The sequence below is a fragment of the Amycolatopsis panacis genome (assembly GCF_003600245.1).
Classification (GTDB): domain Bacteria; phylum Actinomycetota; class Actinomycetes; order Mycobacteriales; family Pseudonocardiaceae; genus Amycolatopsis; species Amycolatopsis sulphurea.
The window spans coordinates 1-11,919 of sequence record NZ_QZFV01000009.1; the positions used below are offsets into that span (position 1 = coordinate 1).

Below are 11,919 nucleotides of genomic sequence, written 5' to 3' on the forward strand. Positions count from 1 at the left end.
CAGAGTCCGTGAAGGGTCCCTTCACGGACCCGAAACCGGTCCGGCGCACGCCACGAGGTGGTCGCACACACACCTCCGCATCGCCCGCTGCCGGGCCCCCGACCAACTTTGCCGGGGCCCTGGACCCAGACGCCGTGAAGGGTCCCTTCACAGACCATCGGCCCCGGGTATGGTGAGCGGGTGACGGTCGTACGGGAGGCAACCGACCTCGAAACCGGCCGCGCGGCGCAGCCCCGGCAGCTCATCGTGTCGGTCTACGGCCTGCATCACCGGACCGGCGGTGGCTGGCTGTCCGTGGCCACGCTGATCGGCCTGCTCGCCGAGGCCGGCGTGGACGAACCGGCGGTGCGCTCCTCGATCTCCCGGCTCAAGCGCCGCGGCATCCTGCAGGCGGTCCGCCACGGCGGCATGGCCGGGTACGAGCTGTCGGCCACCGCGCTGGACATCCTCCGCGAAGGCGACGAACGCATCTTCCGTCGCGAGCGGGCCGCTCTCGACGCCGGCTGGCTACTGGCCGTGTTCTCCGTGCCCGAGGCGGAGCGGCACAAGCGGCACGTGTTGCGTACCCAGCTGTCCCGGCTCGGCTTCGGCACCGCGTCCTCGGGCGTCTGGATCGCGCCCGCGCATCTGCACGAGGTCACCGCGGCCACGCTCGTCCGGCTCGGCCTGGACGGGTACGCCGATCTGTTTCACGCCGAGCACCTCGCCTTCGGCGACGCCCGCGAGAAGGTCCGCGAGTGGTGGGATCTCGACCAGCTCCACGATCTGTACACCGCGTTCCTCGAAGAGCACGAGCCGACGCTGCGGCGCTGGCAGCGGCGCCGGACGACCCCGCTCGACGAAGCATTCGCCGACTACCTGCGCGTGCTCACCGGCTGGCGGCGGATGCCGTACCTGGACCCGGGCCTGCCCGCCGAACTGCTGCCGCCCGGCTGGTCCGGAATCCGTGCCGCAGAAGTGTTCTTCACCCTGCACGACCGCCTGGAGTCCTCGGCACAGCAGTATCTCCGGCGGGCGCTCAGCGGCTGACCACCGCGAAACCCTGGACCTCCACCAGCGCTTCGACGTCCCACAGCCGGCTCACTCCGATCCCGGCCATTGCCGGGTATTCCGTGCCGACGAGCCTCTTCCACACCTGGCCGATCTCACGCGCGTGGGCGCGATAGTCGTCCATATCGACGATGTACACGGTGAGACTGCACAGGTCCGACGGCTCTCCGCCCGCAGCACGCAACGCCGTGAGCAGGTTGCCGAGTGCGCGTTCGAACTGCGTCACCACGTCCTCACCGACGATCCGGTTGTCCACGTCCAGCGCGGTCTGCCCGGCGAGGAACACGAACCGGCCCTCCGCGGTCACCACGTGCGAAAAGCCCGACGGGCGCGCCAGCTCGGGCGGGTTGATCCGTTCCATGGCCGCCAGCGTAGCCCATCTCTCGTATTATTGACGGTCGTACATAGTGCGACATACCCTGAGCCTCGTGCGAATTTCGGTGCTAGGCGGCGGCCCGGCCGGGCTGTACTTCGCCGTGCTTGCCAAGCAGCTGAACCCGGCGCACGAGATCACCGTCTGGGAGCGCAACGCACCCGACGACACGTTCGGCTTCGGCGTGGTGTTCTCCGACGAGACCCTCGGCGGGATCGAACACGCCGACGCCGTGGTGCACGAGGCGATGAGCCGCGAATTCGCTCGCTGGGACGACATCGACGTGCACTACCGCGGCACCGTGACCACCTCGGGCGGGCACGGTTTCGCGGCGATGAGCCGCAAGCGGCTGCTGGCGATCCTTCAGCAGCGCTGCCGCGATCTCGACGTGGACGTCCGCTTCTCCACCCCCGCCCCGGACGCCGCCGGACTCGCCGCGGAGTACGACCTCGTGGTCGCCGCGGACGGGGTGAACTCGGCGGTGCGGACCAGGTTCGCCGAGGCATTCGGACCTTCGGTGGAAACGCGGCAGTGCCGTTACCTCTGGCTGGGCACCGATCTCGTGTTCGACGCGTTCAAGTTCCACGTCCTCGAAACTCCGCACGGGATCATGCAGATCCACGGCTATCCCTACGGGCGCGACGGCAGCACGTTCATCCTGGAGTTGCACGAACAGGTGTGGCAGCGAGCGTTCGCACCGATCGCCGCGAGCGGGCTGGGTCCGGGGGAAAGCGACGAGAAGTCGATCGAGCTGATCCGCGAGCTGTGCGCCGATGTGCTCGAAGGGCACCGGATACTGGCCAACAACTCCAAGTGGGGCACCTTCGGCACAGTGCGTTGTGCACGCTGGGTGCACGACAACGTCGTACTGCTCGGCGATGCCGCGCATACCGCGCACTTCTCCATCGGCTCCGGCACAAAGCTGGCCATGGAAGACGCTCTGGCGCTCGCCGCCTGCCTGCACGAGCAACCAGACGTGCCGGAAGCCCTTGCTGCGTATGAGGAAGAGCGCCGACCCGTGGTCGCCTCCACTCAGCGGGCCGCGCAGGCGAGTCTCGAATGGTTTGAAAACCTCGCGCAGTACACGCATCAGGAGCCGGCGCAGTTCGCGTTCAACCTGCTCACCCGCAGCCGCCGCGTCACCTACGACAACCTCAAGCTGCGCGACCGCGAGTTCGCCGCCGAGCTGGACGAGTGGTTCGCCGGTTCAGTGGGCACGACCGTGGCCCCGCCGATGTTCCAGCCAGCGCGGATCGGCCCGCTGGAGCTGGCCAACCGCGTCGTAGTGTCCCCTATGGACATGTACTCCGCTGTGGACGGTGTACCAGGCGAATTTCACCTGGTACACCTCGGAGGCAAGGCACTCGGCGGCGCCGGGCTGGTGATGACCGAGATGATCTGCGTGTCCGAGGAGGGCCGGATCACGCCGGGCTGCCCCGGGCTCTACACCGCCGAGCAGGAACAGGCGTGGCAGCGGATCGTCGATTTCGTGCACCGGGAGACGCCCGCGAAGATCGGCCTGCAGCTGGGACATTCCGGCCGCAAGGGCGCCACGAAACTGATGTGGGAAGGCATGGACGACCCGCTGCCGGAAGGCGGGTGGGAGGTCTGCGGTCCGTCACCACTGCCGTACTCGCCGAAGAATCAGACCCCGCGCGAGCTGTCCATTATGGATCTTTCGGAGATCCGCGAACAGTTCGTCTCGGCCGCGCGCGCCGCAGCCCGTGCCGGATTCGATCTGCTGGAACTGCATTGCGCGCACGGATATCTGCTGTCCTCGTTCCTGTCCCCGCTCACCAATCACCGCACCGACGAGTACGGCGGCTCGCCGGAGAACCGGCTGCGGTTCCCGCTGGAGGTGTTCGACGCGATGCGCACCGCGTGGCCGGCGCAGCGGCCGATGACCGTCCGCATCTCGGCCACGGACTGGTTTCCCGGCGGCAATGGCGCCGACGAGGCAGTGGCGATCGCGCAGGCATTCGCAGAGCACGGCGCGGCGGCGATCGACGTGTCGACCGGACAGGTGGTCAGCGAGGAGCAGCCCAAATTCGGGCGCAGCTACCAAACCCCGTACGCCGACCGCATCCGCAACGAGGTCGGCAGGCGTTACGGCACGGCGGTGATCGCAGTCGGCGCGATCTCCTCCTACGACGACGTGAACTCGCTGATCCTGGCCGGCCGCGCGGATCTGTGCGCAATCGGGCGCAGTCACCTCTATGATCCACAGTGGACTTTGCATGCAGCGGCCGAGCAAGATTACCCCGTCGCCTGGCCCCTGCCGTGGGCAGCCGGGAAGCGCAAGCCACAGACCGGCCGCACGGACGGCCCACAACCGCGGCTGGACCTCGTCCGCACCGGCGGGCACCAGACCGCACACGCCCGCTGGCGACCGGAGAGTGCCCGATGAACGTGTTCGCCCTGACGCCCGAGCAACGAGCGCTGGCCGCCTCGGTCCGTCAGATCACCGCCGACCGGCTCCGCCCGCTGGCCGCAGCGGGCGCCGAAGGTGCGGTGAACCGGCCGCTGCTCAAGGCGATGGGCGCGGACGGTCTGCTCGCCCGGCTGTTCCCCGGAGTCGAAAGTGGACAGCCGACCCGACAGGCGGCCGCGATGGATCTCTGCCTGCTTCGGGAGGCGCTCGCCGGGCAGTGCACCGAAGCCGAGACCGCGCTCGCGTTGCAAGGGCTCGGCAGCTATCCGATTCTCCAGTCCGGTGTGGACGAACAGGTCGCCCGCTGGCTGCCCGCGGTCGCTTCCGGTGACGCGGTGGCCGCGTTCGCGCTCACCGAGCCCGCGGCCGGTTCGGACGCCGCCGCGTTGCAGCTGGCCGCTGAGCCCGACGGTGATGGCTGGCGGCTGTCCGGCGAGAAGATGTGGATTTCCAACGCACCGGAAGCCGATTTCTACACGGTTTTCGCCCGTACCACCCCGGGTGCCGGCGCCCGGGGCGTGAGTGCGTTCGTGGTGCCCGGCGACCGGACCGGGCTCGGTGGGGAGCATCTCGACCTGGTGAGCCCGCATCCGATCGGCACGCTGGTGTTCGACGGCGTTCGCGTGGACCGTGACGAACTGCTGGGCGAGGAGAACCACGGTTTCGCCGTCGCCATGCGGACGCTGGACTTGTTCCGCCCGAGCGTCGGAGCATTCGCCGTCGGGATGGCACAAGCCGCGCTGGACGCGGCCGTGGAATACACCGCCGAGCGCGAGGCTTTCGGCGGACCGTTGGTCAAGCAGCAAACTGTCGCGCACACGCTCGCGGAGATGGCCACTCGCACCGAAGCCGCGCGGCTTCTCGTGTACACCGCGGCTTCGGCGTACGACGCGGGTGAACCGAACCTCGCCGGACGCGCAGCGATGGCGAAGCTCTTCGCTACCGAGGCCGCGCAGTACGTCGTCGATTCTGCGGTACAACTGCATGGCGCCCGCGCGCTCCGTCGAGGTCATTTGCTCGAACACCTCTATCGCGAGGTTCGCGCGCCCCGGATTTACGAAGGAGCGTCGGAGATCCAGCGCACGATCATCGCCCGGTCGCTACGAGACAGCCACGGGACCGCGCCTGCCTGACGCGCCACTGAAGGTCCACCAGGCACCGCAGCGTGGCTTCCGGTCGAGCCAGCGTGGCCCACATCCTGTTCACCCCAGGCGTGACCACTACGAGTGCACCAGCTGGTGCACTCGCTGATAGGACACCCCGAGTATGGCGCCGACGTCGCGCAACGGGATCTCCTCGGCGAGTTCCTTCGCGAGGCTGGATGCCTCGGCCGCAGCACGGTCGACCAGCTCTTTCGCGCGGGCGCGTTCCTCCTCGATCACCTTGAGCCGTCCGGCAATGCCGGTGACCTCGCCGACCGCATCGATCCGGAGGTCGACTTCCATGTCGTCAAGGTCGGCGCCGAGGCTGGCAGCGGGCCATGAGGGGTGCCTCGCCGAGGCGACGAGCCTGGGTGAGCCCGTCGATCTCGGGAATGTGCACCATCCACCAGTTCCCTTCGCGGGTAACGGTTACCCGGTAGGTCTTCACTGCTCTGCCTCCTCGATCGCCTTCAGGATCTTGCGGGCCACCCCGGCCGAGATGGTGCGGTGTCCGTCGGGCACGGCGATCTGGATTTTAGCCGCCCTCGGATTTCCACGTCGTGCGACTGCCGGCCCACCCGGACCAGCAAGCATGGCAGGATACCGCGGATGCGCTGATTTCGGACAGTCCACTGTGCACGGATCGTGCTGGACCGGAGAACGGGGCAAGCCCGGCGAGTGGCGATGGGCCGTCATCTCCCCCCGGGGACCACGGCCCACCGCGCTTCACCATCTCCCACGCCACGTGCGGCCAGACCGGTTCAGGGGGCGGCCCTACCCGGTCCGGCTCCACCTGGCACGCCCCGGCTGGGGGTCCCGGGGTTGCCGAGTGAATTCGCACGCGACTGCCCGCGACGCTAGCCGCGCCCGCCACGCACGTCAGGCACCGCGCGAAGAGTCCGCCCCAACGGGCACCATCCCCGCCCGTCCGCGCCGGAAACCTTGCGGATGAGTCATTTTCCGGGAATGCGCTCCGCGTACGCCTCCACCAGCTGGGCTTCGGCGTCGTCGAGGTACCTGGCGAGCAGCTCGGCGCTACGGACACCGTCCCCCGCTTCGAGGACAGTCAAGATTTCGTGATTGCGCGGCAGGTACCGCTCATGGAACCGACGCGGGTCGGCCATCACGTGGAAGACCAGGCGCAGTTCCGCGGTAAGCCCCTGCATCAGCTCGGCCACACGAGCACTGTCCGTGAGCGCCACCAATTCGGTGTGGAACCGGATGTTCGCGGTGCCGAGGTCCTGCCAGCGCGCCTCGCGAGCGGCCCGGTCCCCGTCCGCCACGGTGCCCGCGATCCGCCGGTAGCTGCCCGGTTTCCCGGTGACCCCGCGGACTGCCGCGCACTCCACGATCTTGCGCACCCGGTAGATGTCGCGGACGTCCTCGACGCTCGGCATCCGCACGAACACGCCGCGGTTCAGCTCGTGTACCAGCAGCCGTTCATGGGTCAGCAGCCGGAACGACTCACGGAGAGTGTTGCGGGAGACGCCCAGCGCGCTGCCGATGTCCTGTTCGGAGAGCCGGCTGCCGGGCGGGAAGAAGCCCTCCGCGATCCGGGTGCGCAGCACGCCCGCCACCCGCTCGGCGGTACTCGTCCGGCCCAGCAGTCCGCGATCGGCTTCCAGCCCCGGCGGGGTGTCCTCGGTGCCCACTGGAGGGAGCCTAGCCAACAAATGAGGGACGATCCAATGAGAGTCTTGTGGGATTGTTCAACGATCCGTACGGTACCCGTTTGTGACCCGTGCCACTCTGAGTCGTCCCCTGTGAGGTGCTGACCCATGAACGTCCCTGTCACCGAAGGCACCAAGGACGCGGTCCGCCCGTTCGCCTGGTACCGCTCGCTCGGCCACAAGGGTCGGCGCGCCTTCCTCGGCGCGTTCGGCGGATACGGCCTCGATTCGTTCGATTACCAGACCCTTCCGTTCGGATTGGCCGCGATCACCGCGTACTTCGGCATCAGCTCCGGGGAAGCCGGCCTGCTGAGCACCACGACGCTGGTGGTGTCCGCGATCGGCGGGATCGGCGCAGGGGTGCTGGCCGACCGCATCGGCCGCGTACGCACACTGCAGCTGACCATCGCGATGTACACCGTCTTCACGGTGCTGTGCGGCTTCGCGCCCAACTTCGAGACGCTGCTGATCTTCCGTGGCCTTCAGGGTCTTGGGTTCGGCGGCGAGTGGGCGGTCGGCGCTGCGCTGGTGGCTGAGTACTGCGCGACGCGCTATCGCGGCCGAACTGTCGCCTTCGTACAGAGCGCGTGGGCGGTGGGTTGGGGCTTGCTGGTGATCGTGTACACCGTGCTGTTCAGCGTGCTCGACGCCGACATCGCGTGGCGGGTGCTGTTCTGGGTCGGCGTGCTCCCCGCATTGCTCGTGCTGTGGGTACGACGCAGTGTCGAAGACGCTCCGGAAGTCACGGCCCGCCGTACGGCGACGAAGAACCGTGGTTCGCTCGTCGCCATCTTTCAGCCCGGCTTGTTGCGCACCACGATGTTCGCGGCTCTCCTCGCGACCGGCGTACAGGGCGGCTACTACACACTGTTCACATGGATGCCGAACTACCTCAAGGTGAGCCGCGGCTTGTCCGTGGTCAACACTGGTGGGTACTTCGCGCTGCTGATCCCGGGCGCGTTCATCGGCTACGTATGCGGTGGCTACCTCACAGACCTGCTGGGGCGGAAGAAGACCTTCCTGCTGTTCTCCGTGCTGTCGGCGATTCTGATCGTGCTGTTCGTACAGTTGCCCTATGGCGCGAACGGCTTGATGCTGGCGATCAGCTTCCCGCTCGGCTTCTCCACTTCGGCGATCTTCAGCGGCTTCGGTGCCTACCTGGCCGAGCTGTACCCCACCGAGCTGCGCGCGACCGGGCAGGGCTTCACCTACAACTTCGGCCGTGCAGTCGGCGCCGCGTTCCCCGCGGTCGTCGGGTTCCTCGGCGCGGGTGGCGCGATCGCACTCGGCGCAGTGGGGTACGCGATCGCGGCGCTGGCGTTGCTCGGCCTGCCCGAGACGCGCGGACGAGAGCTGACAGGAGTTACGTCATGACCGTCTTCCAGGATCCGGCCACGCTCACTCCGGCGCAGGCACGCGCGTTGTTCCGCGCCGGCGCCGAGCACCCGACCGGCGGCTGGGCGGATGGCTACGCGCAGACCAACCTGATCGCCGTTCCCCGGGACTGGGCCGAGGACGTACGCGAGTTCTGCCGCCGCAACCCGAAGCCGTGCCCGGTCCTTGACGTGAGCGAACCGGGCGACCCGTCGACGAAGCTCGCGCCTGGCGCGGACCTCCGTACAGACCTGCCACGCTACCGCGTATGGCGCGACGGGGAACTGACCGGCGAAGTCACCGACGTGACCGAGCTGTGGCGAAGCGACCTCGTCGCGTTCTCGATCGGCTGTAGCTTCACCTTCGAGACCTGGCTGCGGTCCGTGCTCATCCCGTTGCGGCACTTGGCACAGGGCCGCAACGTCTCCATGTACCGGACGAACATCCAGTGCGAGCCCGCCGGACGGCTGAGTGGGCCGATGGTCGTGTCGATGCGGTACATCCCGGCCGAACGCGTGGCGGACGCCGTGCGCATCAGCGGCGCGATGCCCGCGGTACACGGAGCGCCGGTGCACGTCGGTGATCCGGCCGAGCTGGGCATCGCCGACCTGGACCGGCCGGACTTCGGTGACGCGGTGGTGGCCGAGCCGGGCGACGTGCCGGTGTTCTGGGCGTGCGGGGTCACGCCGCAGGCCGCGCTGATCGCGTCCCGGCCCCCGTTCGCCATCACGCACGCACCGGGGTACATGTTCTTGACCGACCAGCGAGACCGCGATTACCGGGTGGACTGACTGACATGGATCTCAACAGCGACCTCGGCGAAGGCTTCGGCGCCTGGAAAATGGGCGACGACGAAGCCATGCTCGACATCGTGACCAGCGCGAACGTCGCGTGCGGCTTCCATGCTGGGGAAGCGCGGGTAATGCGCCGCGTGTGCGACCTCGCGGCAGAACGTGGAGTCGCCATCGGCGCGCACGTCGGCTACCGCGACCTGGCCGGGTTCGGCCGGCGCGCGCTCGACATCGCTCCGGAAGACCTCGCCGACGAAGTGCTCTACCAAATCGGTGCGCTCGACGGCTTCGCGCGCGCCGCGGGCAGTCGCGTGCGCTACGTGAAGGCGCACGGCGCGCTGTACAACACGGCGGCCGTCGACCGGGAGCAAGCTGCCGCACTCGTCGAAGGTGTACGGCGATACCACGAGGATCTGGCGCTGCTGTGTCCTCCGGATTCGGAGATGCTCCACGCTGCGAGGGCAGCCGGCGTCCCGACGTACGCAGAAGCGTTCGCGGACCGCGCGTACACGCCTGAAGGCCTACTGGTGTCGCGAAAGAAGCCGGGAGCTGTTCTTCACGACGCGTCGACAGTTGCGACGCGCGCGCTCGCCATGGCGACCACCGGGGACATCACCGACATCGAGGGCGGGCAGCTCACGCTTCGCGCAGACTCTCTGTGCGTACACGGAGATACACCGGGCGCGGTCGTGTTGGCCCGCCGAATCCGCGCTTCGCTCACCGAAGCCGGCGTACCGCTGAGGTCGTTCGTGTGATGCGAATCTTGCGTTACGGCGACTCGGCAGTGTTGGTAGAAGCAGACGACGTACTGGGCCTTCAAGCCGCGTGCCAGGCCGATCCTCCGGAAGGCGTCGTGGAGCTGGTCCCGGCAGCACGCACGTTACTGGTGCAGTTCGACCCGGCACACACCGACGCAGCCATGATCAGCCGCGCATTGTCCGAACTGTCCATAGTGGAACAGCCGACCCGCGAAGCGGACACGGTCACGTTGTCAGTGCGCTACGACGGCGCAGACCTGGCCGAGGTCGCCGACGCCACCGGCTATTCGGTCGCGGAGGTCGTACGACGCCATTCCGAGGGAACGTACGTCGCGGCATTCTGCGGCTTCGCACCGGGATTCGCTTACCTGACCGGGCTCGACCCACGGCTACATTTGCCACGCCGTAGTACGCCGCGTACGCGCGTGCCAGCTGGCGCGGTTGCCATCGCCGGTGAGTACACGGCTGTCTACCCACATCCGTCACCAGGCGGCTGGCATCTGCTCGGGCGCACCGACGCTCCGGTCTGGGACGTCGAGCGGCCCCAGCCGAACCTGCTGTCGCCGGGCACTCAGGTGCGGTTCGAGGTGCACGATTGACCGGCAAAGCCGAAATCCTCGATCCCGGACCCTTCGCCACCGTGCAGGACTTGGGGCGGACGGGGTACGCGGCGGTGGGTGTCGGACGGTCCGGTGCGGCCGACCGTGGCGCGCTGAAGCTCGCGAACCGGCTCGTGGGCAACCCAGAGACCCACGCTGCACTAGAAGTGACGCTCGGCGGACTACGGATGCGGGTGTCGGAACACTCGACCGTCGCAGTCACCGGCGCCGAGGTGCCTGTTCAGGCCGGAGGCCGCGCGGGGGCGACGTACGCGCCGATCATGCTGCGACCCGGTGAAGAACTCCGGCTGGGCACGGCCGAACGAGGCATGCGCAGCTACGTCGCGGTACGCGGCGGCTTCGACGTGCCACCGGTCCTCGGCGCACGCGCCACTGACACACTGGGCAGGCTGGGGCCACCGCCACTCACCGCCGGAGTGAGCCTGCCGATCGGCCGCCTCGTCCACGGCTGGCCTACCGCCGACTTCGCGCCTCGGCCGCCGTGGATCGAAGAACCGTTGCTGCGCTTGGAACCCGGCCCGCGGTTGGACTGGTTCACCGATTACGCACTGTCCACTTTGGCCAGTACCGCTTACACCGTGACCAGCGACCTGGACCGGGTCGGCGTGCGGCTGTCCGGCCCCGCGCTGACCCGCGTGCGCCATGGCGAACTGGCGCCCGAGGCGGCCATGCCGGGCGCGTTGCAGGTCCCGCCGTCCGGAGTGCTGATCCTGTTCCTCGCCGATCACCCGGTGACCGGCGGTTACCCCGTGGCCGCGGTCGTCCCCGAGCCTGATCTGGACCTCGCCGCGCAGTTGCGGCCGGGGCAACGGGTGCGGTTCACGCTGCGAGGCCGGACACTCGCAGCGTGAGATTGAGCCGCCCGGTCAGGCCCAGCTCCGGATCCGCGGTACCGGGCAACGTCTTCGGCACCCCGTGGAAGGCCAGCCGGGCCGCGCCGCCGAACACGAACAAGTCGCCGGACCGCAGTTCGATGTCGGTATACGGACGGTTACGGTGCTCGGTGTTGCCGAAGCGGAACACGCACGTGTCACCGAGGCTGAGCGAGACCACCGGGTCCGGGGACCGTTCGTCCTTGTCCTGGTGCATGCCCATTTTCGCGGCGTCGTCGTAGTAGTTCACGAGCGCCACATCCGGGTGGTAATCCACGGCCGGACGACGATAGGCATCGGCAAGCGCGCGACGGCCGAGGTCGGCGAGCCAACCGGGGAACGGCTGCACCGGCGAACCGTCCTCGCGCGTACGCGAGTAGCGGTAGGGCAACCACTGCCAGCCGAGACACACCGTGCGTACGGACATCACGCCGCCACTGGGCAACCGGGTCGCGCGGTATCCGCGCCAGCCACGGCACGCCTCGACGAGCGCGCGCTGCTGCGCGGGATCGAGCCAGTCCGGGACGTGTACCGCCCCCGGCACGATCTCCCTACGCGGTCGCGGCAGCAGCGCATCCGATGAGTCCACCGCGCCGATTGTGCCCGGCGGACGGCCGCAGGAGCCACCCGTGCGGGCGCTCCTGCGGCGGGTTCCCCTCGCCACTTGCCGCCACGACCGCAGACTTCCATACCGCTGCCGCCCGCACCAGCCCCGATCAGCTACAACTCGGAAACAAGATCGCCCCCCGTCGCGCGCCAGGACGTCCGTGAAGGGACCCTTCACAGACTCAGAGTCCGTGAAGGGTCCCTTCACGGACCTCTATACCGACGTGATCCG

The 11,919-nt window shown here is 68.5% G+C and carries 12 protein-coding genes; 8 read left to right on the forward strand and 4 right to left on the reverse strand.

Annotated elements, in window-relative coordinates:
• Nucleotides 1-180: 180 nt before the first annotated feature.
• Nucleotides 181-1,029: a PaaX family transcriptional regulator gene (locus D5S19_RS00430; RefSeq protein ID WP_120021337.1), complete on the forward strand. Its 849-nt coding sequence runs from the start codon at nt 181-183 to the stop codon at nt 1,027-1,029.
• On the opposite strand, the gene D5S19_RS00435 is transcribed toward D5S19_RS00430, so the two are convergent.
• Nucleotides 1,019-1,411, reverse strand: a complete 393-nt coding sequence (locus D5S19_RS00435; RefSeq protein ID WP_120021338.1) for a RidA family protein — start codon at nt 1,409-1,411, stop codon at nt 1,019-1,021. The genes D5S19_RS00430 and D5S19_RS00435 overlap by 11 nt on opposite strands.
• 67 nt (nt 1,412-1,478) lie before the next feature.
• Here D5S19_RS00435 and D5S19_RS00440 point away from each other — a divergent pair, with 67 nt between their 5' ends.
• Complete coding sequence (locus D5S19_RS00440) at nt 1,479-3,830, forward strand: bifunctional salicylyl-CoA 5-hydroxylase/oxidoreductase (protein ID WP_120021339.1); 2,352 nt, start codon at nt 1,479-1,481, stop codon at nt 3,828-3,830.
• A complete protein-coding gene (locus D5S19_RS00445) occupies nt 3,827-4,987 on the forward strand; it encodes an acyl-CoA dehydrogenase family protein (protein ID WP_120021340.1) in 1,161 nt (386 codons plus the stop codon). The genes D5S19_RS00440 and D5S19_RS00445 overlap by 4 nt, the downstream gene beginning before the upstream one ends.
• A gap of 87 nt (nt 4,988-5,074) precedes the next feature.
• Here D5S19_RS00445 and D5S19_RS32250 read toward each other — a convergent pair whose 3' ends face one another.
• Both D5S19_RS32250 and D5S19_RS00455 read right to left on the reverse strand, forming a co-directional pair.
• On the reverse strand, nt 5,075-5,299 hold the full coding sequence (locus D5S19_RS32250; protein WP_199730236.1) for a hypothetical protein: 225 nt from the start codon (nt 5,297-5,299) through the stop codon (nt 5,075-5,077).
• Nucleotides 5,300-5,949: 650 nt separating this feature from the next.
• Nucleotides 5,950-6,648, reverse strand: coding sequence for a GntR family transcriptional regulator (locus D5S19_RS00455; RefSeq protein ID WP_120021341.1), 699 nt, complete (start codon nt 6,646-6,648; stop codon nt 5,950-5,952).
• A 126-nt stretch (nt 6,649-6,774) separates the two neighbouring features.
• Here D5S19_RS00455 and D5S19_RS00460 point away from each other — a divergent pair, with 126 nt between their 5' ends.
• Genes D5S19_RS00460 through D5S19_RS00480 form a run of 5 tightly spaced genes read left to right on the forward strand, consistent with a single transcriptional unit; the run spans nt 6,775 to nt 11,060 of the window.
• Complete coding sequence (locus D5S19_RS00460; RefSeq protein WP_120021342.1) at nt 6,775-8,040, forward strand: MFS transporter; 1,266 nt, start codon at nt 6,775-6,777, stop codon at nt 8,038-8,040.
• A complete protein-coding gene (locus tag D5S19_RS00465) occupies nt 8,037-8,831 on the forward strand; it encodes a putative hydro-lyase (protein ID WP_120021343.1) in 795 nt (264 codons plus the stop codon). Before D5S19_RS00460 ends, D5S19_RS00465 begins: the two co-directional genes overlap by 4 nt.
• A gap of 5 nt (nt 8,832-8,836) precedes the next feature.
• A complete protein-coding gene (locus D5S19_RS00470) occupies nt 8,837-9,586 on the forward strand; it encodes a LamB/YcsF family protein (protein WP_120021344.1) in 750 nt (249 codons plus the stop codon).
• Nucleotides 9,586-10,188 carry a 5-oxoprolinase subunit B family protein gene (locus D5S19_RS00475; protein ID WP_120021345.1) on the forward strand — a complete coding sequence of 201 codons (603 nt, stop codon included), beginning with the start codon at nt 9,586-9,588 and terminating at the stop codon, nt 10,186-10,188. The genes D5S19_RS00470 and D5S19_RS00475 overlap by 1 nt, the downstream gene beginning before the upstream one ends.
• On the forward strand, nt 10,185-11,060 hold the full coding sequence (locus D5S19_RS00480) for a 5-oxoprolinase subunit C family protein (protein ID WP_120021346.1): 876 nt from the start codon (nt 10,185-10,187) through the stop codon (nt 11,058-11,060). Before D5S19_RS00475 ends, D5S19_RS00480 begins: the two co-directional genes overlap by 4 nt.
• Here the strand turns inward: D5S19_RS00480 and D5S19_RS00485 are convergent.
• Nucleotides 11,029-11,670, reverse strand: coding sequence for an alpha-ketoglutarate-dependent dioxygenase AlkB family protein (locus D5S19_RS00485; protein ID WP_120021347.1), 642 nt, complete (start codon nt 11,668-11,670; stop codon nt 11,029-11,031). The two genes, D5S19_RS00480 and D5S19_RS00485, sit on opposite strands and share 32 nt — an antisense overlap.
• Between the last annotated feature and the right edge of the window lie 249 nt (nt 11,671-11,919).